This is a genomic window from Streptosporangium sp. CA-135522 (genome assembly GCF_050949235.1).
Lineage (GTDB): Bacteria > Actinomycetota > Actinomycetes > Streptosporangiales > Streptosporangiaceae > Streptosporangium.
In genome coordinates this window covers 186,149-212,113 of sequence record NZ_CP192026.1, presented here as the reverse complement: position 1 = coordinate 212,113, position 25,965 = coordinate 186,149, and the positions used below count along the sequence as shown (strand labels likewise).

Here is a 25,965-nt window from a genome sequence, read left to right as displayed (position 1 = left end):
GGCCGACACCGCCGGCGCCCGCAATGCCCATGCCGTCCTCACCACTCGCCTCAGATTGGGCGACGAAATCATGAAGTCATTCGGTGGTGAGCTTGCAGCAGGTCCCGGCAGCATCCTTGGAGACCGGCGCGGCTTTACCGCCCTTCAGCCAGGCCCGATGCCACTCACAGGCAAATTTGCGCGTCACGCCCGGCAGGTGGGCCACCCGCGGCGGCTGAATTCCTCCGAATGATATCTCCGCCGCCCGAAGCCGCAGCGCCTCGCGGCGCGGCGCACCGCCGCCTTGATCTCCGTTCGGTCGACTCGGCAGTGCCAGCCACGTAATCCTCGGCGAACCGCTGGAACGCCTCTGGAGACGGATCGACGAGCAGCGCGAACAGGTGCACCGCTCCATCGGGGTCGCTCTCTCCGTCCGGGTACTCGATATCACCTACCTGTCAATGCTCATCACGCGCTTCACGCCATAGGCAGGCGGTCACGATCGGCATACCGTCCTCGTCGCAGGACTCAGTCTCTTCCACATAATGGCGGAAGACATCGGGGACCGAGTCGAGCACTCCCGGCCACGGCCCGTCGTTCCCATATGGGCTCATCATCGCCTCGTGATCGAAGCCGCGAATGTACACGCCTGCATCGGAGAAGACGATGGAGTATTCGTCTCCCGAGCCGTTCCGCATCGAAGCCGTCTTCTCCGCCGGACCCCAGCCCGCGTCGAAGAAGTGGTAGCCGCCCTCCCAGTCCGGACTCAGGACCGCCATTGACCGGCACAGGTCGCCAAGCGCCGGAACATCGGGCAACAGCCGGGCCACATCATGGGCAGTCATAAGCCCCATTCAATCGGACGCAGCGTCCTCCTCACCGGGGCATAGCGGTCGTTTCATCACGCCGAAGCAGCGACAAGAATATGACCAGCACCGCGCCGGCCAAATAATGCATGGCCGGCCCGGCCTCGATGATTTTCCACCCCCCGAAACGGAGCGTGTCCCGGCAGTCATCGGTGACGATCTCGATGGCGAAGGGGATCGTGAACAGCACGGCGATCACCACGAACAGTGCCGCCGTCACCCAGCCGGCGATCGTGCCCCACCTCCCACCAAGGGCGAGAACCACACTTAGGCCAAGCGCCATTACGGCGGTAGGCCAGCCGTTCAACTCCGCGGAAATGGTCCGCCAGCTGATCTCTATCAGCCAGCCGACATCCTGAAAGACGTACGGCTCAGCGCTGAGGGGGCAGGCAAATCCTTCCGCCGTGTAAGTTGGCCCTTCTGGGAAGTACCACCAGACGGTACGTAATGCAGGGGCCGCCAGAGCCGCCAGGGTCAACAGGGGTATCCCCCAGCGCGGGGGAATTTGCGGTAATGGGAGCAAGAATGCCGCCGCTTCATCATGGATGGAGGCGCCCAGCCTAGATCATCTGCGGCAAACGGAGACAGACACCATCCACCCCAGACCCGCGACAGGAGCAGTTGCCCGCACTCGCTGCCTCCGACGTCGCCGGCAACCGGGAGCAATGAGCGATCACGGGACAACATGCTGCACGGATAGCAAAGGGCCACCTCCGGTGATCGGAAGTGGCCCTTGAGCCGTGGCGCGGTCGAGAGGACTCGAACCCCTGACCTTCCGATCCGTAGGGAAGGGCAGACTCCTCGTCAGCGGCGTCCCGGCCTGGTCAGGTGGTGGATACGGGCTGGTGGAGTGTGATCGTGTAAGGCGGTATTGCTGTACACCACCTCCGTGGACGCAACCTTGATGCTTGGCGCCGACAGCGCGCCATAAGGCGAGGCGGATCACGTACTTCTCCCGGTGACAACCCACACCGAAGGCCGCCAGTCCCCTTGCCTGACATCGGCCGTTTGCGGGGGACCAGAACGCACATACGTTGCGGCCGATTACAAGGTGTACAAGACGAAAGCGCTCCCGCTCCTCCGAAGAAGGCGGGGACCGTGCTGTGCGATCGGTTGAGGTTGCGGCAGGAACCGCACCCACCTCGGCGACATGAACCGTTCGCGCATCCTGGTAGATCGGCTGGAGCCTGCTCTGCGACAGGAACCGGCATCCAGCAAGGCGTCCTCCACCCGAGAAGCAACCAGGGATAGCTCTGTGTGACGACAGAGACAGTAGACACTTAAAGTGACCGACTGTTTACAGTGTGCAACGAACGGCCGTGGACGCGGCCCCAGGCACCGGAGACATCCATGCGACATACCATCCCCAAGGTCGCCACCCTCGCAGCGGTTGCGATGCTCGCCCTGACCACCCCTGCTCAGGCCCAACAGACCGACGCCCCCCAACACACCGCCACCGACTCGGCGGCCTACTTCGAGTTCACCGACATCACCCGGGAAAGGGCCGTTCTCCAGCTCACCGACCCGGCCAAGATCCAGCACGCCAGGGACCTGCTCAGCGGCGCCGCCACCGACAGGCCCCACGTCGTCGGCAGGATCGTCAAGCGTCCCGCCCCCTACAACCCGCGCTGGAGCTACCACTACAACCCCGACACGATCGACTTCTTCGACAACTTCATCGAGGTGTGCGACGCCACGATCCCCTACGTCGAGGACCACTTGGACGAGGCAGGCGGCGCGTTCCTGCCCGGCCTCGTCTGGTGCCCCTGGACCTCCCGCCTGGTGCGCGAAATTCCCGCACCGTAGGACCGCACACCAAGTCACAGCACATCTGTCGACATGACGAAAGCAGCCTCGATTCTCTCCGAAGAGAATCGGGGCTGCGTTGTTCGGCCTGCTGGCCTACGACAAAGGTTGCGCCGCCTCGACCACCCGGGCCGTCCGCGCCTCCTGGTAGACCGGCTGCTTCTTCGACCACAGCAGAAGCCGTCCGAGCCACGGATACCGGCGCTCCGCCCACCGGGCCACGACGTAGTAGACGACTTGGATCACGAAGAACACAGCACCGGAGACCACCACCGTGGTCTGCTCGGACAGGTCGGCGGGGACGACGACGCCGACCGCGGCCCCAGCGCCGATCAGACCGCCGACGAGCTTGGACGCGACGGTGCGCGCTACGCTGATGAGCACGTTGGACATGCCCCCTCCTTCGAGGATCAGGCGTAGCGGTGCAGGATGTCCTTGAAGGCCGAAGCGGTCTCCAGCGTGACCGTGTTCGCCCAGGTGTGGCGGATCGTCACCCGCCCGCGATCGGTCGCCGACAACTTGAAGTGACCGTTGATGCTCGCTTCCACCCGGCCGTCGGCGTCGGCGTGAACGGTCATGAGGCGCCCGGTCGGCCAGGCGTAGTCCACCAGGGAGCCGTCGGCCAGGTGCCGGGTGAACCCGATCTTCTCGCCGGGCGTCAGGCCGCGCAGCGCGACGAACGCGGTGACGTCGGCCCACACGTCGGCGTCCGGCGCGATCGACTGGCCTCCGGCCGGGTGCCGGCCCGAGGTGTCCCGGTACTCCTCGGTCCACTACGGCTGATGGGTGATGTTCAGCGCGACGGTGGCCTCGGCACTCCGGCCGAGCGACACGACTTCAGGCACTTCTTCCTCCTCGGTGGGCGGTTCAGCGGGCGGCTTGGATCGCGGTGGCGTGGCTCGCATCCCGAGTGAAGCCGGAAACCAGAAGGAATCCGTACGGGTGGATCGGCGGAGGCGAGATCAGCGGAGCGCGCGGTTGACGGCCTCCACGTACTTGTAGAAGTCCTTGGTGCGGTTGGCCGGGTTCTCCACCCAGGCTCGGGCCAGCTTGCCGCCTGCGAAGAACAGCATGCGCTGGCCCTTGCTGATTTCAAGTTGCACGCCCATGCCTCGCCGGTTCCGGTTGGCGATGTTGTTGCGGTGGTCGCCGCTGATCTTGTCGGGGACCGTGGTCGCGACGGTGAAGCCGGCCTGGCGCAGTGCCGCGGAGACCTTCGCGATGAGCTTGGTGTCGCGGCCGCCCACGTAGGTTGTCACCTCGCTGCCACCGGTGGCATGCCAGGAAACGGTGTAGTCGACCGCGCTCACCAGCTTGAGCGCGCGGGGTTCATCGAAACGGGTTGAGGTGATGTGGAGCTTGCTGTTGCCGTCGGACTTGATGCCGACGAAGGAGTAGAAGGCGTGGCGCGTGCCCGCTGCGTGGTCGGCGAGCTGGGTGGTCGGCGACTCGATCGCGCCACCGTGGATGGCGATGTGCGCCACCTTGGCGCCCCTGGGGAAGCGCCGCACGCGCAGGTAATCCCGGCCCTCGACCTCGTGCGCGGCCAGTTCGGCGTAGTTGCGGTAGAAGTCGGCGGCCCGGCCGGCGAACGCTTCCTGAATGAGCGGATCAGCGTGGGCTGCATGGATCGTCGTCAAGGGGGCGAACAGGGCGAGGCTCGCGGTGGCGAGGGAAAGCACTGTCTTCATGGGAACACCTCTCTGACGGTGGAACACATCTGATGGCTTGGTGGAGCGAGAGAAGGACTGTGGGGGTCTACGGCACGCCCCCGCTAGGCGAGGCGCTGGAGAGCGGCGTGCCCTGGACAGGGGCTCGGCGTTGGGTACGGCAGGGTGCCGGGCGCGCTGTGGCGGCACATCGCGTCACGAGGGACCGTGGGTGTCAGGACATGACGGAGGAGAAGTTGTCCAGCTGCACCCAGGTGATCTTGCTGGCCGGCGTGGCTCCCAGGACGGTGACCGGACCGCGGGGGTCCGCCTCCACCCGGCAGGCGTTGACGCCGTTGAGGTTGTTGCATGGGCAGACTCCGCGGGTCAGCTTCCGTACGGCCGGCCCGGCGGGCAGCGAGCCCAGGGCGGCGTCGCCGGAGAAGCTACACCAGGCGCCGCCCCGCATCTGCAGGAAGTCCGTCCCGGCGATTCTGACGACGCGTGCCTCCGGCACGTCGGCGGCGAAAGCCCGGACGCCGGGTCGCAGGCTGAGGGGTTGCCAGCCGTACACGACGCTGAATCCGCCGGTGCTGCGGGCCGCGTCGGCCGCAGCGGCGAGAAGCAGGGTGCCGGCGGCTGAGGCCGACAGGGTGATGGCCACGGTCAGGAGTGAGCGGCGGCCCGGTTGAGGAAGGGGCGGCCCGGTTGCCGGTTGAGGAAGGGGCGGCCCGGTTGAGGGAGGGGCATGTTTGTCACTTTCGGTACGGCGGGGCGAGTGGCGTGGTCGTCAGCGCCAGGTCGCGGAGAAGTTGTCGAGGTCGATCCAGGAGATGACGCCACCAGAGATGGCGCCGAACGCCCGCAGCTTGGAAGGTGTCCCAGGTTCGAGGGGCGAGGGGTGTGGGATCGTCCTCGCCGCGGTCCCGGTGACCTTTCCTGTCTCGGGGTCGATGGGGTAGCGGCTGTAGAAGCATCCCCGGGCGGTGCGGTACCTGATGGTGACCCAGTGGTGGATCGGATCGACGTTCGGCGCACAGTTGTACGCGTCGGCTCGGGCCGGAACGGCCGGGAGAGCATGGTCGAGGTCATGTCGATTGCTCACCGGCTGATCCGCTCTCTTGGCTGACGCGGTTCACGCACGGGTTCCCGTCGGCCGGCGCTGTCGTCGCGTTTCTGAGCCGGACGACGAAGAGATCGCGCGTGACGGGATCACGGCCATCGATCGCATCAACTGAGGGTGGTGTAATCGGGTGCCGCTGAGCACCCGCCCCCATGGACCCGGCAGGTCGATGAGGTCTGAGCTCGGCATGGATTCCTTTCGTTTTTCGATCTGGAGGTTCTGCTGTTCCTCGAGTGGGATCAGAGGGCGTACCCCAGCGTCATGGCGGCGATGACCGGACCCATGTACAGCAGCGGAAAGACGATGCTCTTGTAGGAGCGCGCCCGGATCACGGTGATGACGGCGCCGGTGAAGTACGCCACCAGGCCGATGCCGGCCAGCACCCCGATGACCGGCAGGAACAGCCCGGCCACGAGACCTATCGCGCCCGCGGCCTTGGCCGTACCGAGCCATGGCCACCACGAGCGGGGCACGCCGTACTCGGCCAGCGGATCCACGACCCACTTGGCGCCGATGAAGACCGACAGAGCCGAAAAGCCCACCCAGGCCGCGGCCAGGACGGTGACGATGACATAGGCGGTGGACATCAGAAACACTCCTAATCAAACAGATGCCGTTCAGGGCCGGTTGTCTTGAGCCCTTCACTACCTCGACCCCGTGCGACGCACGAATGTGACAAGACCACCCCAACCCGGCGGCCAGCCGAAGAGAATGCGCCCTACCAACGCCCGCTCGGGGAGGTATCGGTCAGCGCGCCCATCGGAGCGAGCAGCGGGCGCTTGGCCGTACGGCCGTCGCCCGTGGATCGGCCGCGCAGGCGGCGGCCGATCCACGGTCCGGCGAACCCGACCAGCCAGCGCAGTTCGGTGGCCGCCGCCCGCCAGGCGGGCGGCGCGGGGCGCGGAGGCAGCGCGGCCGTCCAGGTGTCGTCGCTGCCCGGCAGGCCGAGCGCATGCGCCAGGGCGGCGGCGATCCTGGCGTGCCCGGTGGGACTGGCGTGCAGCCGGTCGGCGCTCCATACCCGGGCGTCGGTGGCGAACGCGTGCGGGTAGGTGTCGACCAGGGTGACGCCCTGGCGGGTGGCGGCCTGGCGGATGCGCTCGTTGAAGTCGAGCACCCGGGGCAGCAGCCTGCGGGCCGCCGGCGCGATCTGGCCGATGTCGGGGTAGGTCACGGTGACCACCCGCGTCCCGGCGGCGGTCAGGGCAGCGAACATCTCCTCCAGCACGGCGGTGACCTGCGCGGCGTCGAAGCCGGGCCGGATGAGGTCGTTCATGCCCGCCACGACAGTGGCCACGTCGGGGCGCAGCGCGAGGGCGGCCTGCAGCTGTTCGTCGCGGACCTGCGCGGCCCGGCGGCCGCGCACGGCGAGGTTGGCATAGAGCAGGTCGGGGTTGGCGCGGGCCAGGTGCTCGGCGAGCCGGTCGGCGAAACCGCGGTGCCCGCGCACGTCGTCGCCGTCCCCGATGCCCTCGGTCTGGCTGTCGCCGAGCGCGACGTACCGCTGGTAGGTGGTCATGGCAGCATCCCTTTCTCCTGGGTGTTGGCGGCTCGCTTCTCCTGGGTGTTGGCGGCTCGCTCGCCCAGAGTCCGGGCGGTCTGCAGGCACCACTCGCGCATCTCCCGCTCCAGCCGTCGCCCGCCCAGACAGGTGAGGTAGGGACCGACGCGTTCTCCCCGGCGCAGGAACGTCTCCTCGTCCAAGACGCCGCGCAGGCGCACCAGCATCTTGTCGAACAGCTCGAGCTTGGCCGCGGCCTCCTCGGCCCGCTCGAGCAGCTGGGCGATCAGGAGTTCGGGGTCGAGCAGGTCGGCCGCGTGGACCTTCACGATCAAGTCGTCGCGGATGAGCAGGGGCTTGGCCGGGGCCGCGGCGAAGGCGGCCAGTTCGTCCAGTCCGGCCTGTGTCACGGTGAACAGCCGCTTGTTGGGACGTCCCTGCTGGACCACCTCGCGGCCGGCCACCATCCCGGCGGACTCCAATTTGGCCAGCTCGGCGTAGAGCTGCTGAGGAGCGGCGTACCAGAAGTTGGAGACGCCCACATCGAAGATCTTGGTCAGCTGGTAGCCGCTGCACTCACCGTCCAGCAGCGTCGCCAGCACCGCATGTCGCAGAGCCATCGGCTAGTGATACTCATGATTATTAATAGTCATGGATGTGACTATAGGAACTGTGAGCGGTCCCGGCAAGAGGTGGAGTGAATCGCCCCGGGTTCGGTGGAGACTCTGATGTCCCCCCGATTTCGTGGAGTCGCTCTGATTGAATGCGAGCCTCAACGGCTGACGACGACCGCAGTCGGCAAGAAGGCTCTCAAGGACTCCGATGGCCTCTTCCGCGCCTGTCACCCCACTTGATTGCCGGCATCCGCTCAGTCCGCCATGGGTCCCTGGGAAGTGAGATACGGGTGCTCCTGTTCAAGCCACTCCAGACTCAGCCTGGCCCCCGTGGTCAGCTCGACCGTCGCCAGCGCCGTCGCCCTCCAACTCTTCCCGTTCTTCCATTTGAAGTGCGGCGCCATGATCGCCAGTTCGGGCCAGCGCGCCAGATTCGGCTCGTGCGCCCACGCCTCCGGGTACATGGCATCGACCGTCAGGAGCAACTCTCCATCGGCGGCGAAGGCGACGCGGTTGTTGGCGTTCACGTTCCAGTAGACGCTGTAGGCCCGGGCATCGGTGCTGAGACGTGAAAGCACCGAGGGATGCACACCGCGGAAATCGTTGTACTCGAACAACGTTGTACTCGAACAACGCGGCCACCGGGCCGGAGTGACCCACCGACATCGCCAAGGCGGCATCATCGGAGTAGTCGTCCTCGAAGCGTGCCGCCTCGCGAATCTCATGGCTCGCGCCGCCGCTCACTCGTTCCCCGATCTCGGTGAGCGTGAGTGGTTCACCGTCGTTGGGGACGACGACAGTCCAGCAGATGGCCACCCCCAGCCAGTGGTCCTTGAGAAGACGCCGGTAGTAGCGGTACATGTCGGCGCCCGCGGACCGCTCATCGCTCATTTCGTGAGACTCCGTCACTTCAGGTACGCGGAGTTCAGGATCTTCGCAGACGGGTGAGACGGAACAGGGGCCGGTCAGCGACCTGTCAGGAACCATCTCCGGCACACCGTCAGAGGTCGGTAGAGCCCGGTGCTGTATTTCGCTGCTGTACGGACATGACAAAGGCCCTCCGGGATGATCCCGGAGGGCCTTTGACCTGCTGCGCGGCCGAGAGGACTCGAACCCCTAACCTTCTGATCCGTAGCCAGTTCGAGATCGTCCACCGGCGTCCACCACCATCAGAAGCACCTGCTCAGCGACTGTTTCGGCTTGATCACCTTCCAGAGACGTACACCGGTGTCCAGGGCCGTCGTTAGCAACGGCGTTAGCAAGATCTGCCGAGCTGGTGGTCTACCCCGTGACGGCACGTGAGCGATAGCCACCTCATTGCCGTCCGCCGAGCCGGCCGGCTTACCCCCCAAAGATCCGGTGATCGAAAAGAGACCTCGGGACGGGAAGATCAACAGCGTCTTCCCGGCGCGGGGGGCATCGAGAGAGGACCACTCGGATGAAGCGATGGATTGCCCCACTGGCCGTCGCGGTGGCCACGTCCATCGCGGTCACTGGACTCAGTACCGCTGCGGGCGCTCAGACAGGCCCGATCAGCCCGGTCGACGCGCTCAGGCGTCAGCTCGTCGAGAACCGAGGCGTGTCCATGTCGGAGGTCACCACCTGGGGGAGGGACGGAGAGAAGCACAGTTCTCGGCGCAAGACCCGCACCGAGTTCGGCAAGGGCACGGTGACGGCCGCCGATGTCAGACACGTCGCCGGATCCGATGACCCCCAACCTCCCGTGCGGTTCCTCACGTTCAAGGGCCGGACGTACTGCCAGGGCTGGATCTGTCCCGCTCCCGAGGGGAAAACCTGGGTCCTGTTCTACGAGGACAAGAAGACCCGTCCCTTCCTGACCGCCGGTGGGATCGATATCGGTGATCCGGCCGCGTTGCAGGCAGTACTGGCCACAACCGAGGCCAAACGCCCGGGAGGCGTCTACGACAGCACCCGCACCACGATCCACCAGGGGACGATCACCTACGCCCAGCTCTACAAGGCGTCTCCCGCGTTCCGCGACCAGTACGGCAGCAAGCCACCCACCGGGAGAAATGCAAAGGTCAAGCTCTCGTGGCGGCTCTGGCTCGGCAAGGATCAGCTGGTACGCAGGGTCCAGACCTCTTGGACCGAATTGATCGCCAACGGCACCAGTATCCGGGATTTCCATGTCATTGACGCTCGCCTTACCGGCTGGGGCGCCAAAACCGACATCCCTGTCCCTTCCGCCGACGAGACAGCGAAGCAGGGCGACTGGAAGGATTCCCCAAACAGCGCTCTCTCCTGAACCTGGCTGCCGAGGAGTGAAGTACCTACTCCGGTACCCGACGCGCCGTAAATCTTCATGAGCCGGCTCGGCAGCGGTGACTGCCTCATGCACAGCAAGAGCTAGGTTGCCGGCCTCAGAGGGTGCCCTCTCCTTGGCTGATCTTCGGCACGCAAACGGCACAACCAACCAGAGTCAACAGACGGAAGCCGGACGCCGGCGACTGATCCGAAACACGAAGAAGCCCAGGCCATCGACTGACGGTCCGGGCTTCTTCGTATGGCGCGGCCGAGACGACAACCCCTGATCTTCTGATCCGTAGGGAATGGCAGACGCCTCGTCAGAGGCATCTCGCCCTGATCAGGGGGTAGATACGGGCTGGCAGCGCGTGATCGTGTAAGGCGGTGTTGCTGTACGGCACTGCTGTACAACAGTCCCCATGAGATACGGCACGGCCTCTCGGCCAGCGCTCGCCATCCAGCCCGGGGCGCAACCGTGACGACGTGTTCGTATCAGGACCGCGGCTAGGCCGGCCGCCTCGTTCTCCGCTGATGTCGACGATGGCTAGCACTGCCACAGGAAGCGGCCCTCTTGCTCGTCGGCACTGAGGAAGCCGTAGCCCATGCCGCCGTCACCGAACATCAACTGGTACATGTCCCGCTGGGAGGAGCGGAGTTGAAAGAAGAAGCTCCACGGACCACCGGCCGGGTACTCCTCGTCCTGCAGCCAGCCGGGAACGCCCAATAGGCGGGATCCCCAGCAAGGCGGCTCCACCTGCTCAACCTCTTCCAAATCGACGAACAGCTCTTCGACGAGGCTTTCACCATCGGCGGCATCAACCGTCTCGATGAATGGTGGGATCCGGCCAGGCTGCATGATGAGCGCGTTTTCGCCCCCCTCCGGCCGCCAGGACTCCTCGGATTCGTCGTCCATGAAGAGGTAGGCCATCCGGATCGACCTACCGGGGAGTCTGAACTGTCCGATGAACCCCATTGGACGCTCGTGCCGTGCGCAGAGCGGCCACTGCGGCTCCTCCAACCAGGTCGGCCGGCCGCCGAGCTTGGTGCAGAACTCGTCGATCACCCGGTCCACACGAGAGAAGGCCATCTCCCATGTGAGGTCATCAGCGTTGATCATCGGGGCATCTTACGGTGAGGTATCAACCCGGTCCATGGAGACTGGTCTTGCCCGGCCGGCGGAAGCAGAAAGCCGACACGACCGTCCGCTTTTCAGGCGGACCGACTGCCCTACTCGGCTGACCCGGTGTGAGGTCAAAAGGCTGTGCACGGTTGCTGCCGTGTGCCTATGGGCGCCGACGTTGTCGTCAGCGTTGTCGTCAACTTTCACTGCTCTCAGCCAGCAGTTACGGGCTGATGACACGTGATCATGTAAGGCGGTGTCGCTGTATGCAGCTGCCGTACACCATGTCATGGGACGCAACCAGTCACTGTTCCAGTAAGTCCGTGATGCTTGGGTTTGCTATGAGCGATGGTGGCGAGATGGGCGCACGGCGTGTAGTACTCGCGATCACATGCACGGTCGTGGCGGTGTTCGGCGCACTGTTTGCCATGATCCAGTGGGAGCAAGCGAACCGGATCACGACATCGATGCCGACAAGCTGGTAGCCGGACAGGAGTGGCGCAGAACCGATGACCACGTATTCACGACCGGCTGGGGTGAGCCGATCCATCCCGACACGATCAGCTCGCTCACCGCGACCATGATCCGCCGCTACAACAATCCGGCGAAGGGACCGAAGCCCAAGAAGTCACTCCCGCACGCCCGGCTCCACGACCTGCGCCACATCCACGCCACGACGCTCCTCCTGGCAGGCGTTCCCGTCCACGTCGTCGCCGCCCGACTCGGCCATGCCGACCCGTCCATCACGCTCCGCGTCTATGCCCACGTGATCCGAGCGGCAGAAGCCTCTGCGGTCGACGTCTTCGCCAAGGCCATCGGAGAGTAGGAAGGGCTGGAGCCAAGCACGACCCAGTAGGCCCGTGACGGCATTTCGCCCAGCGGGTCTACTGGTATGTCACCACGTATCGGCATCTGGCAGAACGATTCCCGGATGGGGAAGAATTCCAAGATCAAAACTTGGAGGCTGTTCCTGCGATGCCCACAGATTCACCGTCTCAGCCACCGATGATCACTGAACGCGCCCGGCCGTGGCGGCTCCAGTCACAGGGATACGTGGCCCTCTTCGGCGGGTGTATCGCCGTCACCGCCATCGCGCTGATCAACGCCACTCGCCTCGGTGTACCTATGAAGGGCAGAGCGTTCATCGCCTGCACGGGGCTTGTCGGACTGGCCCTGGTCTTGGCCATGATCCTGAACGGAGTGAGCCCCGCCGCCTACACTCCCCTGGCGATGTTGCCCGCCGTAGTCGTTCATATCGTTCAGGCGGGGGTGCAGAAGCCGTATGACCGGGGTGTCCTGCTGCTGTCGCGAGGCAAGGAGCATGCGCCGATGTGGCTTCCCGGCGCGGTCGCGGTCGCGGCTGGGGGCCTGCTCGAACCAGTCGTGTTGATCGCCCTTGAAGGATGATGGGAGCCAAGCCTGTTAGCAAAGGTGTTAGCAAAAACCCCGGACGACCAAAAAAGAAGAAGGCCCCTGAGCGGATAATCCCTGCTCAGGGGCCTTCTTGCATCTGCGCGGCCGAGAGGACTCGAACCCCTAACCTTCTGATCCTTAGGGAAGGGCAGGCGCCTCGTAGACGGCGTTTCTGGAGTTGCCCCGGTTCGGTAGACACATCAGGGCTTTCGGCTACGCGGCAGCATAGTCGTCTTCTTGAATGGGCTTGAGGGCTTGGCGTCGCTCATATTCGGCCGGGCTGAGCTGGCCGTTAGCGGAGTGACGGCGGCGTGGATTGTAGAAGCCCTCGATGTAGGCGAACACCGCGCGCCCGGCCTCTGACCTGGTGTGGAAAGTCCGCCGGTCGATCAGCTCGCACTCCAGCGAGGCGAAGAAGCTCTCGGTGATCGCGTTATCAAAGCACGTGCCGGTGCGGCCGGTGGAGGGGCGCACGCCGGCCTGCGCACACCGCTGGCCGAACGCAATCGACGTATATTGACCGCCCTTGTCGCTGTGATGGATCACCCCGGCGTCAGGGCGGCGCTGACCAACCGCCATCGCCAGGGCATCGGTGACCAGTTCGGTGCGCATGTGCTCGGCCATCGCCCAACCAACGATCCTGCGGGAGAAGACATCCAAGACGACCGCGAGGTAAAGGAAGCCCTGCCACGTCGGCACATACGTGATATCGGCGGTCCAGATCCGGTTCGGCTCGTCGGCTTCGAACGTCCGCCTCACCAGGTCTGAGGCGGCAGCCGCCTTCCTATCCGTAATCGTCGTGCGACAGCCCCGACGCCGAGACACTCCGGCCAGCCCGGCCGCGCGCATCAGCCGGGCCACCCGCTTGCGGCCCACGTTGTCCCCGTCGATCTGGCGCAGGTCGGCGTGGATGCGCGGCGCTCCGTAAATCTCATCGGAGGCCTGATAGTGAGCGTGGATCTTCTCGGTCAGCTCCGCATCGCGACGGGCGCGAGCCGACGGGCCGCGCCCGGCCCAGGCGTAGTAGCCCTGGCGCGACACACCCAGCACCCGGGCCAGCAGGGAGACGCCGTGGTGGTCTTTCTCCGCATGAATCAGCCGGAATCTCATCTCGGCCGATCCGTCTCCCGCGCGAAGAAAACCGCGGCCTTACGCAAGATCTCCTTCTCCTCGCGCAGCAGCTTGACCTCACGACGCAGCCGGGCCAGCTCGTCTTTTTCGGCGCTGGTCAGCCCGTCTTGGCGGCGGCCGTCATCCAGGTCGGCCTGGCGCACCCAGACACGGATCGACTGCGCGGAGGGCTCGAATTCCTTGGCGAGCTCCTCCGGCGACCGTCCCGCGCGCACCAGCTCCACCATCTGCCGGCGAAACTCCGGCGGATAGTTGTTCGGCACAGTGGACTCCTTCTTCCGGGAACCAGGGTTCCTCAGAAATCAGGTGTCCATCAAACCGGGTCAACTCCATTTCCTCCTGCTCTGGCGGCAGATACAGGCAGGTGCCGCGTGATCAAGTGAGGCGGTGTTGCTGTATCGGTTGCTGTACAGCAACCAACCGCCGTGACAGCCAGCGGCCAACCCTCAGCATCGCTCGTTCTGCAAGATTTCCATCGCGTGGATCACCTCTGACGCCGGGCGGTGGGGGTGCGCCAGACGATGACGTCGACCGCGCCGCCCTTGCGCCATACCTTGGCGCGCTGGTTGCGCACGTCGAGGTCGTCGACATCGAGGGCCGAAGCCTCCTCCGCCCGGGCCGCCGACTCATACAGCAGCCGAAACAGGGCTCGTTCCCGCAGGGGCAGGCTCTGGCGGGTCAGCAGCGCCTCGATCTGACCCCGATCCAGGGCCTTTGAGCGGTCCGGCGGGCGGGCGCGTCTTTGGAGCTGGCACGGGTTCCAGCGTCATGGCGCCGCGATACCTCTCACGATTCGCCGTAGATCATCTGCGGGGGCAGTGACCACGATGGCCAGGCCGGACTCTGGAGTCCAGGTGAACTTCCGGCTGGGTGTGGAGGCCCCCATGTCGAGCAGGTTCCCGTGCACGCCGGCGATGGTTGCCGGCTTCGGCTCACCTCTGGACACGCTGCTCCACCAGGTGGCGCTCGGAACCGCCGCGCCACGCTGGATGGAGACAGTGACAGTGTCTTCGCCGTCCGAGCCGATCCATCGCCGGGTGGTGGAACGCCAGCGTGCTGTCATGGCGGTCTCCACAGGACCCGGCCGCAGATCTGGACCAACGAGGGAGATCGCGATGCCGTCGACGGACTCGCCCTGGCCTTCGGGAGGCGACTGGATGCCCTCGGCGATCCGTACCAGGTCCCCCTCCGGCAGGTGGTCCCCCCGGACCCGCACGCCGATTCCCGGCTTGACCAGCCACAGCAACACCCGGCCTGCCTGTCCGGTGGCTCCCGCGTAGGCCGGCTGGCCGTGTACCGAGGCCGGACGCACATCGGTCAGAACCTCCTGCGGCGGTCCGGCGGCACGCAACTTCTCCAGTGTCGCCACGGCCCGGCCGTATACGACCTCGATGGAGACGCGCTGGCCGGACTCACCTTGCCAGAGCCGGGTCAGCGCGTCGAGATTCGCGCCGATCGTTCCCGAGACCCACATGCCGGCCGGCATGTACGTGACGCGGAGTCCAGCGAAGGCGGGACTCCAGCCGGCCACTCGCAGCCCACCGGCGATTCGGTCGCGCTCTCCCTTCAGAGCCGCCGAGACCGTGACTTTCAGTACAAGGCGGTGGTCAGCGACCCACATGGCGCTGGTGCCGTCGCCGGACAACACCGGATCGTCGATGGATCGCGGCTCGACCGGTGAGTCGACAACATTCATGGCCATGATGTCCATCGCGTCGCGCATGCCGCCGTCCGTGCGGTAGGCCGAAACCTGGACGAAATCGCTGCCGGCCTGCCATCTCAGCGCCTCACCGCGCAGCCGGATCTCTCCTTTGACGTCTTTCTCCTGCGCCCGCAGGCGTTGCGGGGCACCCAGCCCCTCCGGGATGTAGCCGATCCGCACGCCATCCAGTTCCGGGGAGGCGGCGACCGGGTCAGGCCGGGTGACGATGTACGGCGACACGACACCGATCGCCACCAGAACGGCGGCGGCGGCCGCGGCGGCACTCGCCGCCAGTCTGCGCCGCCTTCTGCGCAGCGCCACTCGGGCCGTCACCCGTACGGCCAGCTCCGGCGCCCCCAGCACTGGCCGGGTCGCGTCGATCATTCCCTGGCGTAGTCGTTCCTCAATACCGCGCACTGTTCGCCACCTCCTCACCCAGCAGCGCCCGCAGGCGTTTCAGCGCCTTGGACGTCTGGCTCTTAACTGTGCCGACGGAGCAGCCGAGCATCTTCGCGGTCTGGACCTCAGTCATGTCATCCCAGAACCTGAGCACCACCACAGCCCGCTGACGGGGCGGCAACGCCCGTAACGCGTCCATGACGACATGCCGTAACTCGATGTCCTCCCGCGCGGCGAGCAATTCGGGAGGGGTGTGCGTCGGAATCAATCGCACGATTGCCAGACGCCGCGCCCGGCTGATCGCCAGATTGACGATGATCCGCCGGATGTAGGGCTCGGGGTCGCCGCCACGGCACAGCCTGTCCCAATGCAGACACGCCCGCTCCAGCGCGGTCTGCAGCAAATCTTCGGCTTCCCCAAGCGAACCGCAGGTCAGGTACGCCGTGCGCAACAGGCTTGTACTGCGGGTGGCCACGAACTCCGTGAACCCGTCCGTATACGGCGTCACTGAGCGCCCTTCGAAATCATGACCCCATACACGCACAGCACGCCGCGAAGGTTGCCTTGGTTTCCCAACCCCAGCCGCAGGAGGGAGAACACGTGATGGGGACCCGGCATGCACCGGGACCGGACGGCGAGCGAGCAGAAGCCACCGACCCGGTGGAGACGGGCGACCTCGCCGAGCAACGGCGGCCCCAGTGCGTCGCCCTGGCGGCCGGCGAGCGCCCCGCCGCAAAGCGGCTGCTCGGTTTCCGCAAGAACGTCTGTGAGAGGCGGTTGCTGTTGTATTTCGCTGCTGTACGGACATGACAAAGGCCCTCCGGGATGATCCCGAAGGGCCTTTGACCTGCTGCGCGGCCGAGAGGACTCGAACCCCTAACCTTCTGATCCGTAGTCAGATGCTCTATCCATTGAGCTACGGCCGCTCGCTGCGTAAGTAATCATAGCGGGTCTTGAGCCATGCCTCGAACCACTTAACCGATCCGCCTCCGACGGGCTGTCCGATCTTGGATTTTCCGGTGCTGGACCGGGTGGCTCCCGCCGGAACATCATGCACTTTGCTGGTGACCTCGCCCGTCTGGAACCCGTCCCCTGGGTCCCTCCGCCTGAAACCCGTCCCCCTAGAACCCGCCGTCTGCCCCCCTGGAACCCGCCGTCTGGGACGGAACCCCCTGGAACCCGCCGTCTGGGACGGAACCCGCCGTCTAGGACCCGCCCGCAGAGGAAGCCTCACATCGTCCGCGGCTTCACCGCCTTCTTCGGGAACAGGGTGTAGCTCACCGGCCAGATCGCGGCGATCAGGGGGATCTTGAGCAGGCTGCCCATGAAGGCGGTCAGGGCAGTGGTGCGGGAGGGATCGTCGACGAACCGGATCAGGCCGAACAGCAGAGCGCAGGCGATGCCGTACGCGAGGACGATCCGGAGCCAGATGCCCCATTCGTGGCGTGCCCTGGCCATGCCGCCCGCCGGAGGCTTGCCGGGCCGGGGGCCGCCGGCGAAGCGGTGGGCGAACATGGCGTCGGCCCATTTGATGGTCCGGTGGCCGAAGACGATCGAGTAGGCGATGTAGGCGGCGGCCAGGCCGTGACGCCAGTCCGCCTGAGCTCCCCCGCGCATGTCGATGACGGAGGCGACCAGCAGGACCACGTCGAGCAGCGGCACCGAGATCAGCAGAGCCGTGCTGAGCCGTCGCATGCCCCACAGGTAACGCAAGGCGAGACCGAGTCCGAGAAGGACCCAGAACCCGATCTCGCAGCCGATGATAATCGCCAGAATCATGGTTCGAGGATCACCGCCCGGTGCCCGGTGGCGCATCGTCACCGCTGATGAACCGGCCTACAACCTTGTGTGTACGGTGAACCGGCCCATGGCCGGAGCCGCCGTTCCTTCCAGGATGGTGGGATGGAGGGCATGAGACGGGACGTGCTGTGGGCGGTGGCGTGTTTCGCCGGCGGTCTCGTCCTGCTGGCCACGCACGGCTACGTGCACCGGGCGATCCCCGCCTACCTGCTCGTCGGGCCGCTGCTGGTCACCTGTCTGGGTGTCGCGGTACGGCGGAGCTCGCCGATGGCCTCCCTCGCGCTGGGCGTCGTCGCCGCCGTCGGGGACGGCCTCCTGGGCCCGTCCATGGGCACGATTCTGATCTTCACCGACAACCTCTACGCAGCCGTCCGGTACGGCCCGGCCCGGCTGGGCAGGTGGATGCTCGGCATCACCTCGGTCTTCGCCGTCGTCGGCGGGGTGGCCGCCGGGTTCGTCCTACGCGACCTGGGTGTCCTGTCGGCGGTCGTCGTCCAGCTCGGTCTGGTCGGGATCACCCCGGTCCTCACGGCGATGATCATCAAGCAATCCCTGGACCGGGCCGAGCTCGAACGGTCCAGGGCCGAGCAGGTCGCGCGGCTGGCGGAGCTGGACCGGCGGGCGGCGGTCGACTCCGAGCGGGCCCGGATGGCCAGGGAACTGCACGACATGATCGCCAATCACTTCAGCGCGATCGCCATCCAGTCCACGGCCGTGCTGTCCCGCAGAGATCTGAACGCGCAGACCGTACGGGACGTGCTGGAATCCATCCGGGAGAACAGTGTCCAGGGCATGGCCGAGATGCGTGCCATGATCGGGCTGCTGCGGCAGGACGGCGAGGAGGCCGAGGCCACCCGCCGGCGAGTGGCCGAGGCGGGAGAGCTCGCCGAGCGGGCCCGGGAGGCGGGACTTGAGGTACGGCTCCGCGTGGACGGTGACGCCCGCGAGCTGCCAGCCTCGGTGGATCTCGCCGGATACCGGATCGTCCAGGAGTCGCTGACCAACGCGCTCAAGCACGGCGGCAAGGTCGCCGACCTGGTGATCGGCTACCGGCCCGGGCTGGTCACGCTGACCGTGGACAACCCGATCGACGCCCCTGGGCTGGGGCTGCCCGGCGCCGGGGCCGGGATCATCGGCATGCGGGAGCGGACCGCCCTCGTCGACGGTGTCTTCGATGCCGGGCCGCACGACGACGGCTGGCGTGTCCGCGCCGAACTGCCCACCGGGGAGATCTCATGACCATCCGAGTCCTCGTCGCCGACGATCACGCCGCGGTCCGCGCCGGGATCGTCCTCATCCTCGAAGGCCAGGGGGACATCGAGGTCGTCGGTCAGGCGACGGACGGGCATCAGGCTGTCGCCATGGCTCTTGAGCTGCGACCCGATGTGGTGTTGATGGACATCCGGATGCCGAGGTTGGACGGGATCTCCGCGACGCGCGAGCTGAGCGGGATCGCCGACGTCCTGGTCCTGACCACGTTCGACATCGACGAGTACATCTTCGGGGCGTTGCGGGCCGGGGCAGCCGGATTCCTGCTCAAGAACACCGACGCCGCGGCGTTGGTGGACGCGCTGCGGGTGGTGGCCCGGGGGGACGGGATCATCTCGCCGTCGGTCACCCGGCGATTGATCTCGGCTTTCGGGGCGTCCGTCCCGGAGCGCAGGCCGCATGCGATCGACGGCCTGACCCCGCGCGAGCGCGAGGTGCTGGCGTGCATCGGGCGCGGTCTGTCGAACGCCGAGATCTCCGCCGAGCTCGACATGGCGGAGGCGACCACGAAGACCCATGTCAGCAGGTTGCTGAACAAGCTGGGCCTTCGCAGCCGCGTCCAGGCCGCGATCCTTGCTCAGGAGCTGTCGTCGGAGACGTAGGGCTCGGCTCCACGGCGACCTGATCTCAGGACTCCGCTGGAACGTAGAGCGAGAGGGTCTCCGCGACACAGGCCGGTTTCTTCTGTCCCTCCACCTCGACGGTCAGGCGCATGTTCGACAGGTAGCCCGAGGGGGTTCCCTTCACGTCGACCAGCTCGGCCCCGGCCCGGATCCGCGCGCCGACCGGGACAGGCGCGGGAAAACGTACCTTGTTGAGCCCGTAGTTGATCCCCATGGCAAGACCGTCCACCCGCACCAGCTCCGTCATGAACGACGGCAGCAGCGACAGGCTCAGGTAGCCGTGGGCGATGGTCCCCCCGAACGGGCCCTCCTTGGCCTTGTCGACGTCCACGTGGATCCACTGGTGGTCGTCGGTCGCGTCGGCGAACAGGTCGACCTGCTCCTGGGTGACCTGCCGCCATTCGGTGTGGCCGAGATGCTCGCCGGCGGCCGCCCTGAGCTGCCTGACATCGTTGAAGATCCTCATACATGGAACTTTATTCGGTCGAGGGGACGGCGAGAAGGTTCACGACCGTCAACTCCTTACCTCCGCCCTTCGAGACCCCCGTGCACGACTTGATCTTCCCTGTGGGAACGGGTTCTCCAGACGGCCGGGGAACCGCGCCGGCGTCGACCGTCTCGCACTCCCCCACCTGCCTCTGCCCCTCGTCCCAGTAGAGGATCGAGGTGGGTGAGGAGGAGGTGCCGATTCCGTAACCTCCCCCACCTGACCGGTCACGTTTGCCGATTCCGGCCATCGTGCCGGTGGTCGGGTCGTACACCGCCGCCAAGGGCACCTGCACGTCCTCGCCCGCCGCGTCCCGGCCCACGACCTCCGAAACACTGAGGAGCCCGAACCCGCGGGCGAGGATGCGCTGCTCCCCGCCCATGTAGCTCAGGCCCGGCGGCAGGGTCTTGCGGTCCGAACCGTCCACCCGCTGCACCACGGTTATGTCCTGGCCCTTCTCCTTCCCGAAACACCAGACCGGGCCACAACGGAGACCCCGGACCCCGTCCGGAACGTTCACCTCGACCGTCTGCCCCGTCTCCAGGTTGACCGCCTTGGTCTGGTTCTTCTCCCAGTCCTGGCCCTCTCCTCCCTGGGCGACGTCGGCCGCCCAGGGCCAGGACAGCAGGTGAAGCCCGTCGGTTCCTTCGATCTTCTCCGGAGACCCGCCGGTCAGAGGCATGCGGTAGATCCCCCCGCCGGCCACCGACCAGACGACGGAGTCCGCGGTGACGCCGATCCGCTCCACCTTGGAGAGGTCGCCGGTGACCTGTCCGACCTGCTTCGCCGTACCGCCGGCGCGCGGCGCCGCCCAGAAGTCGGCCCACGCGTCGGAGTTGTTGGGAGTCTCACCCCACCACGCGATGTACTCGGCTCCCACCTCGATGTCCTGCACGAAGTAGCCTTTGACCCCATCCGGGGTGGGCATGTCGGCGAGCACGGTGCTCTTGCCGGCCGTGGTGTCGTAGGCCTCCAGCCGTCCGGCCTTCTCGAAGGAGGATTCGGCGGCCAGCAGCAGCTCGGTGGCGCTCAGCCCGGTCACCGGCCGGTATTTCCAGCCGTCCGCGGCCTTGGCCGAGATCTTGGTCACCGCCGCGGGCCACACCTCGGCCGCGGGCCGTATCGCGCCCTTGCGGGACTTCGCGGCATCAGCCGGCCCGGCGGACGCCGTGGCAGCGACCGTGGCGTCGGTGAGGATTCGTCCTTCTCCGCCCCCGCTGGAGAAGGCTCCCCTGGCCACCGCCGTACCGCCGCCGATCACCGCGATCACGCCGGCGACCGCGAGCGCCGACTGCACCCGTCTGCGCGTGCGCCGGCCACGCCGCCGGTGGATCATCGTGAGGAGATCGCCCGCAGGCTCCGGCGCGGCGTCGGCCGCGCCGGCCAGCGTACGGATCAGTTCCGCCTCGTTCCTGTCGTCCATCACACTCGCCCCGTCTCTAAAGCGGCCACCCGGATTCTGAGCTTGTCCAGCGCGCGGGCCGCCTGGCTGCGCACCGTCCCGCGGGAGATGCCGAGGAGTTCGGCGATCTCCCGGTCCGATAGGTCCTCGTAGTAGCGCAGAACCAGCACGGCCCGCTGTTTGGGCGGCAGGCCCTCCAGCTCTTTCCACAGGCCGACGTCGCCGTCGAGGCGATCATCGGTGTAGATCGCCTCGGGGACCGCCTCGACCAGCCGTTCCCTGCGCAGCCGTCGCCAGAGACTGATGTGCAGGCGCGCCATGGTCGTACGGACGTACCCTTCCGGGTCATCTCTTTTCCGGATCCTGGGCCACGCGTCTCCCAGGCGCATCAGCGCCTCCTGGGTCAGGTCGGCCGCGTCTTCGGCGTTACCGGTGAGGACGTAGCCGTACCGGTAGAGCGCGCTTCCCCGCGCGGCGACGAAATCGGTGAACTCCACGACTCCAGGGACGTGCGAGGCGTCCGTTCTGTTGCATCGCCTTTCTCGCCCCGGCCGCCGACATGCCTTGTCGCCCGAGCTCTCCACGGGTTCTCCCCGCGATCTTCCTGGGCTTTCTCTCCGCTCATCCTCCTGCGGGCCCTCTCCCCGCGCCTCCGCGGCTCTTCTCCGTACGGCCCGCGTCTCCGTACGGCCCGCGGCGCAACACCGGCCGTTCACGTGAATTGCCTAGCGTGCCGCCATGAGACGACGCATGACGATCACCTTCGGCGCGGCCGTACTGGCACTGGCGATGGCCTCGCCCGCGGTGGCCGACCCCTGGCAGCCCGGCTTCGAGCGCGCCACGCTGACCGGGTTCGCCTCCCTGCCCGCCCAGACGTTCGTGCCCGGCAGCAAGCCGTCGGGGGGCCAGCTGGGCACGGCCCCGATCAACGGGGTGACCCCGCCGTTCGGCGGGCAGCCGGTGCAGGGCTTCAGCGGCGTCGTGCGACGACACGACGGCACCTTCGACGTGCTGTCCGACAACGGCTACGGCGCCAAGGCCAACAGCTCCGACTTCCTGCTGCGGGTGCACCGGATCAGGCCCGACTTCCGGCGGAGCACGGTCGAGGTGCTGGGCGGGTTCGACCTGAGCGACCCCGACGGCCACGTGACCTGGCCGCTGGTCCGGTCCGACCGGAGGTTGACCGGCGCGGACTTCGACGTGGAGTCGATCGTGCGCGCCTTCGACGGAACCTACTGGATCGGTGACGAGTTCGGCCCGTTCCTGTTGCACTTCTCGGCCTCCGGCGAGCTGCTGGAGACCCCCGTCGCGCTGCCCGGCGTGCAGGCCCCGGAGAACCCGTTCCTCGGCGACGGCCAGCCCAACCTGGGGCGGAGCAAGGGCTTCGAGGGCATGGCCCGCTCGGTCGACGGCCGCACGCTGTACCCGCTGCTGGAGGGCACCGTGACCGGCGACCCGGCCGGGGCGCTGCGGATGCACGAGTTCGACCTGCGTAAGCGGGCCTACACCGGCAAGCGCTGGACCTACCGGCTCGACAGCCCCGACAACTCGATCGGTGACATGACCGCGATCGACCGGCACCGGTTCCTGGTCATCGAGCGCGACAACCTGCAGGGGGACGCGGCCAGGACCAAGCGTGTCTACCTGATCGACACCCGGGACCGGGAGCTGCGCAAGACCCTGGTCGCCGACCTGCTCGACCTGGCCAACCCGCGCGGTCTGGGCGGGTTGGGGGAGACCTTCCGCTTCCCGTTCCAGACCATCGAGGACATCGTGATCCTCGACGATCGGACCCTGGGCCTGCTGGACGACAACAACTTCCCCTTCTCCTCCGGCCGCACGCCGGGCCGGCCCGACGACAACGAGTTCATCACCGTACGGCTGTCGCGCCCGCTCCTGGCCGACCCCCGCGTCTATCTGTGACCATGTCCGTCCGTCCGTGACCACGTCCATTCGTTCGGAACCACGTCCGTCCGTGACCACGTCCATCCGCCTGTGACCATGTCCGTCCGTCCATGATCATGTCCATCCGTGACGGCCGGGGGCTCTCCCTTCCGTTCTGTGGGGCCTCCTCCGTTCTGCGGAAGGGTCCTCGGCTCTTTGGGAGGGCCCCTCGGCCGTGGGCGCCGGGTCTGGGCGGATCCCAGGATTCGACTCGAGACCCTGGCCAAGGAGATCGGTGAGCGGACTCTGGTGGCCTCCTACGAGCTGGGCGACGCCGCCTCGGCCGCCGGACCGGTGTCCGCTACCCACCGAATCCCCACCAAGCACCCTCATCGCAAATTAATTCCGTTTAATTCGACGATTATGACCGAAGATGTAATTCGACCGGGAAAGCAAGGCGTCGAAATGGAATGACCCCCGCACTTTCCCGTCACTGCTACACCCATTTAATCTTCGTTAACCGTATCGATGTGCCGCCGAACCGATCACTGGGTATCTCCCGACTGTCACCGCCACGGCGGTTTCTCGTGAGCCCGAACAGTCGGCGTCATCAACGATATGGAATGAAATGACTTCTAACGGCAACAGGAGGGTTCCGGACCTGCGGCCCGGCAAGCGGGTCCAGGCCTGGATCGTCGCGACGACAGTTATCAGCGCGTTTCTGGCGGGATCGCACCAGACCCCCGTCAACGCCGCCGCAGGGAAATCCGATGCCGCCCGGCCACGTTCGATCTCCCATGGCGACGTAACCGTGCTGATCGACCATTTCAGTATTATTTCCGAAAAAGCGGTGACTCGCGCGGGGACGGGCTGTAAGAACAGGTATCCCAGGCCGGCCAAATGCCCGCGCGGCCCCCGGACCCCGCAGACCCCGACGAGCCCGCAGACCCCATTGAGCCCGCAGACCCCGACGAGCCCCCAAGTCTCGCAGGGCCCCCAAGGTCCGCAGGGACTGCAGGGAGCGCCGGGACCGCGAGGTCCGCAAGGCTCCAGCGCGAGCATCGCCACGGCGTTCCAGGGCAGTCTGACGTTCATCGGAGCCGTCAGGGGTGACGGGGCGACGTTGATCCGGGACCTGCGGACGACCCCCCGCTGGGTCGACATCTCACCGCTGGCGAACTATCCCGGCGGCGTGATCGCCATGTCCATGGCGAGCATGGGCAACGACATCCACATCACGGTGCGGAGCGCGATCGGCGAGATCGCGCACACGAGATGCACCGTCCAGCCCACTCCGGGGACACCGGGGAACCCGGCGTGGCCGGGGAACTGCACCGCCTTCGTCAATCTGACCCCGCCGAACTGAGTCTTACCGGGAGTTGACGCGACAGCCGCGGACGCCGTGCTCGCGATCGGCCGAGCACGGCATCCGCCGAGTCTCGACCGGGCACCGCGTTTGACACGGGTGACCGGTGACTCATGTGTCGGTGGAACGCCGAAGGTCGGAGTCAGCGCCGATCCTTGCGGATCTCGTACATGACCTGTGGCTCCCCATATTCGATGAACCGGTCCACCTCGACCATGCCCAACCGGTCCAGCAGCCGCCTGGACCTGGTGTTGACCTCCTGGGTCACCGCGACGATCCGTCCGGTGTCCGGAACGTTGGCGAATCCCCACTCCAGCACGGGACCACACGCTTCGTGGGCGTACCCGTGTCCCCAGTGCTCGGGAAGGAAGTCGTAGGACAGCTCGATGCCGCCGGTATGGTGCCGCCCCAGGTAGCAGAAACCGACGACGGTGCCGTCGTCGGCCAGTGTCACGACGAACGTGCCTCGCCCGGCCGGCTCCGCCCGTCGAACCTCCAAGGTCTGGGCGTCGACGGGGCCACCCAGGTGCCGGCGAATCTCCGGGTCCGACCAGGTGCGCTCCAACGCGGGCAGATCCCGCCCGGTGAACTCACGAAGGTGCAGACGCCCGGTTTCAATACCAGCCGGGTCAAGCCAGTTCATCACCATCATCCTCTTCGTTCATCCTCTTCGTCATCCGGTTCGCTCTCATATCTCGCTCCATCAGCGATGATGTGAGCGAGTCATGAATATAAAGCGATATGAATTTAGAGAAGGGAAATTACTCCGGTAAGGGAGCTTCTACTGCTCGCCGGTCTCGCGATGCCGTCCCGGACACGTCGTCGTCCATCCGGACACGTCGTCGTCCATTCGTCGTCCATCCGGACACGTCGTCGTCCATAAGGAACCTCTACGGAAACCGCGAATCGAACGAACCGACCAGTGACGGCCTGACATGGTCAACGCGAGACAGGTGCACCCCGGTAGCACGTTCGGCCAGGGTGAGAGCACTGGTGACGGGCTCGTCGGTGAACTCATCGCGATCGAGCCCAACTCGCGCACATCGGCCAGGAGCGGATCGGGAACAACGCCTTCCCGGAGGGAGTAGGCGTACGGGCTGAATGAGCTGATCCACCGGCCGTCGACGACATAGGTGAAGTCGTCATGCTTGATATCGAAGAACACCGTGGCCACCGCCGTACCGGTGGCCAGTGAGCCCAGTTCGTGATGGAGCATCCCCGCCCAGCCGTACTCAAGGACGGTCCCGCCCCGAGCGGCATAGGCCGCGACGACGGACTCGCCGGCGCCTCCCGGGACCGCTCCGATCCTGCGAAAGACCTCATCGGGAGGTAACGCGCGAACGAAGGTGAGACATAGGCCGATCTCACCGCCGCCGTCGGTGGACTCCTCCTCAAGCCAGGCGTAGTCCGCCGCCACCGCACCGCTCACGACCGCCCCCATTCCGATCCGGATCACACCGTACGGCTCTCGCCGTACGTTGAGGGGCACGTGGGAAGTCACCGCCGGTTCGGCGCTCATTTGAAGACATGCGGTCGGAGGAGACGACGTCCGATCGGAGCGCAACC

31 protein-coding genes and 1 tRNA gene are annotated in these 25,965 nt (G+C 66.5%); 9 read left to right on the top strand and 23 right to left on the bottom strand.

Annotation, left to right across the window (positions count from 1 at the left end; genetic code table 11):
- Positions 1 to 437: 437 nt before the first annotated feature.
- Together ACQPYK_RS01115 and ACQPYK_RS01110 are read right to left on the bottom strand one after the other, a co-directional pair.
- A complete protein-coding gene (locus ACQPYK_RS01115; protein ID WP_433248763.1) occupies positions 438 to 824 on the bottom strand; it encodes a hypothetical protein in 387 nt (128 codons plus the stop codon).
- A gap of 31 nt (positions 825 to 855) precedes the next feature.
- A complete protein-coding gene (locus ACQPYK_RS01110) occupies positions 856 to 1,323 on the bottom strand; it encodes a hypothetical protein (protein ID WP_433248760.1) in 468 nt (155 codons plus the stop codon).
- An 872-nt stretch (positions 1,324 to 2,195) separates the two neighbouring features.
- On the opposite strand from ACQPYK_RS01110, the gene ACQPYK_RS01105 reads away from it, so the two are divergent.
- A complete protein-coding gene (locus tag ACQPYK_RS01105) occupies positions 2,196 to 2,651 on the top strand; it encodes a calmodulin-binding protein (RefSeq protein ID WP_433248757.1) in 456 nt (151 codons plus the stop codon).
- Between the two features lie 96 nt (positions 2,652 to 2,747).
- Here the strand turns inward: ACQPYK_RS01105 and ACQPYK_RS01100 are convergent, their stop codons facing one another.
- From ACQPYK_RS01100 to ACQPYK_RS01060, 9 genes are all read right to left on the bottom strand, one after another.
- A complete protein-coding gene (locus ACQPYK_RS01100; RefSeq protein WP_433248754.1) occupies positions 2,748 to 3,044 on the bottom strand; it encodes a hypothetical protein in 297 nt (98 codons plus the stop codon).
- A 17-nt stretch (positions 3,045 to 3,061) separates the two neighbouring features.
- Positions 3,062 to 3,352: a hypothetical protein gene (locus ACQPYK_RS01095; protein WP_433248751.1), complete on the bottom strand. Its 291-nt coding sequence runs from the start codon at positions 3,350 to 3,352 to the stop codon at positions 3,062 to 3,064.
- Positions 3,353 to 3,613: 261 nt separating this feature from the next.
- Entirely contained in the window at positions 3,614 to 4,342 is a 729-nt protein-coding gene (locus ACQPYK_RS01090; protein WP_433248748.1) for a poly-gamma-glutamate hydrolase family protein, read from the bottom strand.
- A 193-nt stretch (positions 4,343 to 4,535) separates the two neighbouring features.
- A complete protein-coding gene (locus ACQPYK_RS01085; protein ID WP_433248745.1) occupies positions 4,536 to 4,964 on the bottom strand; it encodes a hypothetical protein in 429 nt (142 codons plus the stop codon).
- Positions 4,965 to 5,090: 126 nt separating this feature from the next.
- Positions 5,091 to 5,405: a hypothetical protein gene (locus ACQPYK_RS01080; protein WP_433248742.1), complete on the bottom strand. Its 315-nt coding sequence runs from the start codon at positions 5,403 to 5,405 to the stop codon at positions 5,091 to 5,093.
- 257 nt (positions 5,406 to 5,662) lie between these two features.
- A complete protein-coding gene (locus ACQPYK_RS01075) occupies positions 5,663 to 6,010 on the bottom strand; it encodes a DoxX family protein (protein ID WP_433248740.1) in 348 nt (115 codons plus the stop codon).
- 131 nt (positions 6,011 to 6,141) lie between these two features.
- Positions 6,142 to 6,942: an SGNH/GDSL hydrolase family protein gene (locus ACQPYK_RS01070; RefSeq protein WP_433248737.1), complete on the bottom strand. Its 801-nt coding sequence runs from the start codon at positions 6,940 to 6,942 to the stop codon at positions 6,142 to 6,144.
- Complete coding sequence (locus tag ACQPYK_RS01065) at positions 6,939 to 7,544, bottom strand: PadR family transcriptional regulator (RefSeq protein ID WP_433248734.1); 606 nt, start codon at positions 7,542 to 7,544, stop codon at positions 6,939 to 6,941. The genes ACQPYK_RS01070 and ACQPYK_RS01065 overlap by 4 nt, the downstream gene beginning before the upstream one ends.
- Before the next feature lie 248 nt (positions 7,545 to 7,792).
- The gene (locus tag ACQPYK_RS01060; protein WP_433248731.1) at positions 7,793 to 8,155 is read right to left on the bottom strand and encodes a DUF6461 domain-containing protein; all 363 of its coding nucleotides are present in this window, start codon (positions 8,153 to 8,155) and stop codon (positions 7,793 to 7,795) included.
- Between the two features lie 968 nt (positions 8,156 to 9,123).
- Between ACQPYK_RS01060 and ACQPYK_RS01055 the strand changes: the two genes are divergently transcribed.
- A complete protein-coding gene (locus ACQPYK_RS01055) occupies positions 9,124 to 9,804 on the top strand; it encodes a hypothetical protein (protein ID WP_433248728.1) in 681 nt (226 codons plus the stop codon).
- Positions 9,805 to 10,347: 543 nt separating this feature from the next.
- On the opposite strand, the gene ACQPYK_RS01050 is transcribed toward ACQPYK_RS01055, so the two are convergent.
- A complete protein-coding gene (locus ACQPYK_RS01050) occupies positions 10,348 to 10,920 on the bottom strand; it encodes a hypothetical protein (RefSeq protein ID WP_433248725.1) in 573 nt (190 codons plus the stop codon).
- A gap of 439 nt (positions 10,921 to 11,359) precedes the next feature.
- On the opposite strand from ACQPYK_RS01050, the gene ACQPYK_RS01045 reads away from it, so the two are divergent.
- Entirely contained in the window at positions 11,360 to 11,749 is a 390-nt protein-coding gene (locus ACQPYK_RS01045) for a tyrosine-type recombinase/integrase (RefSeq protein WP_433248722.1), read from the top strand.
- 179 nt (positions 11,750 to 11,928) lie between these two features.
- Positions 11,929 to 12,330: a hypothetical protein gene (locus ACQPYK_RS01040; RefSeq protein WP_433248719.1), complete on the top strand. Its 402-nt coding sequence runs from the start codon at positions 11,929 to 11,931 to the stop codon at positions 12,328 to 12,330.
- Between the two features lie 219 nt (positions 12,331 to 12,549).
- Here ACQPYK_RS01040 and ACQPYK_RS01035 read toward each other — a convergent pair.
- The 4 genes from ACQPYK_RS01035 to ACQPYK_RS01020 all read right to left on the bottom strand — a co-directional run bounded on the left by ACQPYK_RS01035 (position 12,550) and on the right by ACQPYK_RS01020 (position 16,076).
- A protein-coding gene (locus tag ACQPYK_RS01035) for an IS3 family transposase (protein WP_433258665.1) occupies positions 12,550 to 13,694 on the bottom strand; the annotation gives its coding sequence in 2 pieces (ribosomal slippage) (positions 12,550 to 13,481 and positions 13,481 to 13,694; 1,146 coding nt in all).
- A 257-nt stretch (positions 13,695 to 13,951) separates the two neighbouring features.
- Entirely contained in the window at positions 13,952 to 14,161 is a 210-nt protein-coding gene (locus tag ACQPYK_RS01030; protein WP_433258663.1) for a tyrosine-type recombinase/integrase, read from the bottom strand.
- Positions 14,162 to 14,233: 72 nt separating this feature from the next.
- Positions 14,234 to 15,586 (bottom strand): hypothetical protein, encoded by a 1,353-nt coding sequence (locus ACQPYK_RS01025; protein ID WP_433248716.1) that lies wholly within the window; start codon positions 15,584 to 15,586, stop codon positions 14,234 to 14,236.
- The gene (locus tag ACQPYK_RS01020; RefSeq protein ID WP_433248713.1) at positions 15,573 to 16,076 is read right to left on the bottom strand and encodes a SigE family RNA polymerase sigma factor; all 504 of its coding nucleotides are present in this window, start codon (positions 16,074 to 16,076) and stop codon (positions 15,573 to 15,575) included. The genes ACQPYK_RS01025 and ACQPYK_RS01020 overlap by 14 nt, the downstream gene beginning before the upstream one ends.
- Before the next feature lie 95 nt (positions 16,077 to 16,171).
- On the opposite strand from ACQPYK_RS01020, the gene ACQPYK_RS01015 reads away from it, so the two are divergent.
- On the top strand, positions 16,172 to 16,378 hold the full coding sequence (locus tag ACQPYK_RS01015; RefSeq protein WP_433248710.1) for a hypothetical protein: 207 nt from the start codon (positions 16,172 to 16,174) through the stop codon (positions 16,376 to 16,378).
- A 43-nt stretch (positions 16,379 to 16,421) separates the two neighbouring features.
- Here the strand turns inward: ACQPYK_RS01015 and ACQPYK_RS01010 are convergent.
- Together ACQPYK_RS01010 and ACQPYK_RS01005 are read right to left on the bottom strand one after the other, a co-directional pair.
- Positions 16,422 to 16,494 (bottom strand) — tRNA-Arg (locus ACQPYK_RS01010).
- 304 nt (positions 16,495 to 16,798) lie between these two features.
- Positions 16,799 to 17,347, bottom strand: coding sequence for a hypothetical protein (locus tag ACQPYK_RS01005; protein ID WP_433248707.1), 549 nt, complete (start codon positions 17,345 to 17,347; stop codon positions 16,799 to 16,801).
- 132 nt (positions 17,348 to 17,479) lie between these two features.
- Here ACQPYK_RS01005 and ACQPYK_RS01000 point away from each other — a divergent pair, with 132 nt between their 5' ends.
- Together ACQPYK_RS01000 and ACQPYK_RS00995 are read left to right on the top strand one after the other, a co-directional pair.
- Positions 17,480 to 18,607 carry a sensor histidine kinase gene (locus ACQPYK_RS01000; protein WP_433248704.1) on the top strand — a complete coding sequence of 376 codons (1,128 nt, stop codon included), beginning with the start codon at positions 17,480 to 17,482 and terminating at the stop codon, positions 18,605 to 18,607.
- Positions 18,604 to 19,239 carry a response regulator gene (locus tag ACQPYK_RS00995; RefSeq protein ID WP_433248701.1) on the top strand — a complete coding sequence of 212 codons (636 nt, stop codon included), beginning with the start codon at positions 18,604 to 18,606 and terminating at the stop codon, positions 19,237 to 19,239. Before ACQPYK_RS01000 ends, ACQPYK_RS00995 begins: the two co-directional genes overlap by 4 nt.
- Before the next feature lie 25 nt (positions 19,240 to 19,264).
- Here ACQPYK_RS00995 and ACQPYK_RS00990 read toward each other — a convergent pair whose 3' ends face one another.
- The 3 genes from ACQPYK_RS00990 to ACQPYK_RS00980 are packed head-to-tail and all read right to left on the bottom strand — an operon-like array spanning position 19,265 to position 21,646.
- Positions 19,265 to 19,726 carry a MaoC family dehydratase gene (locus ACQPYK_RS00990; RefSeq protein WP_433248698.1) on the bottom strand — a complete coding sequence of 154 codons (462 nt, stop codon included), beginning with the start codon at positions 19,724 to 19,726 and terminating at the stop codon, positions 19,265 to 19,267.
- 10 nt (positions 19,727 to 19,736) lie between these two features.
- Complete coding sequence (locus tag ACQPYK_RS00985) at positions 19,737 to 21,170, bottom strand: hypothetical protein (protein WP_433248695.1); 1,434 nt, start codon at positions 21,168 to 21,170, stop codon at positions 19,737 to 19,739.
- Positions 21,170 to 21,646: a SigE family RNA polymerase sigma factor gene (locus tag ACQPYK_RS00980; protein ID WP_433248692.1), complete on the bottom strand. Its 477-nt coding sequence runs from the start codon at positions 21,644 to 21,646 to the stop codon at positions 21,170 to 21,172. Before ACQPYK_RS00980 ends, ACQPYK_RS00985 begins: the two co-directional genes overlap by 1 nt.
- A 241-nt stretch (positions 21,647 to 21,887) precedes the next feature.
- Here ACQPYK_RS00980 and ACQPYK_RS00975 point away from each other — a divergent pair, with 241 nt between their 5' ends.
- The gene (locus ACQPYK_RS00975) at positions 21,888 to 23,072 is read left to right on the top strand and encodes an esterase-like activity of phytase family protein (protein ID WP_433248689.1); all 1,185 of its coding nucleotides are present in this window, start codon (positions 21,888 to 21,890) and stop codon (positions 23,070 to 23,072) included.
- A gap of 913 nt (positions 23,073 to 23,985) precedes the next feature.
- Positions 23,986 to 24,399, top strand: coding sequence for a hypothetical protein (locus ACQPYK_RS00970; RefSeq protein ID WP_433248686.1), 414 nt, complete (start codon positions 23,986 to 23,988; stop codon positions 24,397 to 24,399).
- Between the two features lie 142 nt (positions 24,400 to 24,541).
- Here ACQPYK_RS00970 and ACQPYK_RS00965 read toward each other — a convergent pair whose 3' ends face one another.
- Together ACQPYK_RS00965 and ACQPYK_RS00960 are read right to left on the bottom strand one after the other, a co-directional pair.
- Complete coding sequence (locus ACQPYK_RS00965) at positions 24,542 to 25,042, bottom strand: GNAT family N-acetyltransferase (RefSeq protein WP_433248683.1); 501 nt, start codon at positions 25,040 to 25,042, stop codon at positions 24,542 to 24,544.
- A 138-nt stretch (positions 25,043 to 25,180) separates the two neighbouring features.
- Complete coding sequence (locus tag ACQPYK_RS00960; protein ID WP_433248680.1) at positions 25,181 to 25,918, bottom strand: DUF6461 domain-containing protein; 738 nt, start codon at positions 25,916 to 25,918, stop codon at positions 25,181 to 25,183.
- Positions 25,919 to 25,965 lie beyond the last annotated feature (47 nt).

Excerpts from the sequence above, each read along its gene's own strand:
- ACQPYK_RS01115 (WP_433248763.1), bottom strand. The coding sequence starts at position 824 with ATGACTGCCCATGATGTGGCCCGGCTGTTGCCCGATGTTCCGGCGCTT.
- ACQPYK_RS01105 (WP_433248757.1), top strand. The coding sequence starts at position 2,196 with ATGCGACATACCATCCCCAAGGTCGCCACCCTCGCAGCGGTTGCGATG.
- ACQPYK_RS01100 (WP_433248754.1), bottom strand. The coding sequence starts at position 3,044 with ATGTCCAACGTGCTCATCAGCGTAGCGCGCACCGTCGCGTCCAAGCTC.
- ACQPYK_RS01090 (WP_433248748.1), bottom strand. The coding sequence starts at position 4,342 with ATGAAGACAGTGCTTTCCCTCGCCACCGCGAGCCTCGCCCTGTTCGCC.
- ACQPYK_RS01075 (WP_433248740.1), bottom strand. The coding sequence starts at position 6,010 with ATGTCCACCGCCTATGTCATCGTCACCGTCCTGGCCGCGGCCTGGGTG.
- ACQPYK_RS01070 (WP_433248737.1), bottom strand. The coding sequence starts at position 6,942 with ATGACCACCTACCAGCGGTACGTCGCGCTCGGCGACAGCCAGACCGAG.
- ACQPYK_RS01065 (WP_433248734.1), bottom strand. The coding sequence starts at position 7,544 with ATGGCTCTGCGACATGCGGTGCTGGCGACGCTGCTGGACGGTGAGTGC.
- ACQPYK_RS01055 (WP_433248728.1), top strand. The coding sequence starts at position 9,124 with ATGTCGGAGGTCACCACCTGGGGGAGGGACGGAGAGAAGCACAGTTCT.
- ACQPYK_RS01050 (WP_433248725.1), bottom strand. The coding sequence starts at position 10,920 with ATGATCAACGCTGATGACCTCACATGGGAGATGGCCTTCTCTCGTGTG.
- ACQPYK_RS01040 (WP_433248719.1), top strand. The coding sequence starts at position 11,929 with ATGATCACTGAACGCGCCCGGCCGTGGCGGCTCCAGTCACAGGGATAC.
- ACQPYK_RS01015 (WP_433248710.1), top strand. The coding sequence starts at position 16,172 with ATGGGGACCCGGCATGCACCGGGACCGGACGGCGAGCGAGCAGAAGCC.
- ACQPYK_RS01005 (WP_433248707.1), bottom strand. The coding sequence starts at position 17,347 with ATGATTCTGGCGATTATCATCGGCTGCGAGATCGGGTTCTGGGTCCTT.
- ACQPYK_RS01000 (WP_433248704.1), top strand. The coding sequence starts at position 17,480 with ATGAGACGGGACGTGCTGTGGGCGGTGGCGTGTTTCGCCGGCGGTCTC.
- ACQPYK_RS00995 (WP_433248701.1), top strand. The coding sequence starts at position 18,604 with ATGACCATCCGAGTCCTCGTCGCCGACGATCACGCCGCGGTCCGCGCC.
- ACQPYK_RS00990 (WP_433248698.1), bottom strand. The coding sequence starts at position 19,726 with ATGAGGATCTTCAACGATGTCAGGCAGCTCAGGGCGGCCGCCGGCGAG.
- ACQPYK_RS00985 (WP_433248695.1), bottom strand. The coding sequence starts at position 21,170 with ATGGACGACAGGAACGAGGCGGAACTGATCCGTACGCTGGCCGGCGCG.
- ACQPYK_RS00975 (WP_433248689.1), top strand. The coding sequence starts at position 21,888 with ATGAGACGACGCATGACGATCACCTTCGGCGCGGCCGTACTGGCACTG.
- ACQPYK_RS00965 (WP_433248683.1), bottom strand. The coding sequence starts at position 25,042 with ATGAACTGGCTTGACCCGGCTGGTATTGAAACCGGGCGTCTGCACCTT.
- ACQPYK_RS00960 (WP_433248680.1), bottom strand. The coding sequence starts at position 25,918 with ATGAGCGCCGAACCGGCGGTGACTTCCCACGTGCCCCTCAACGTACGG.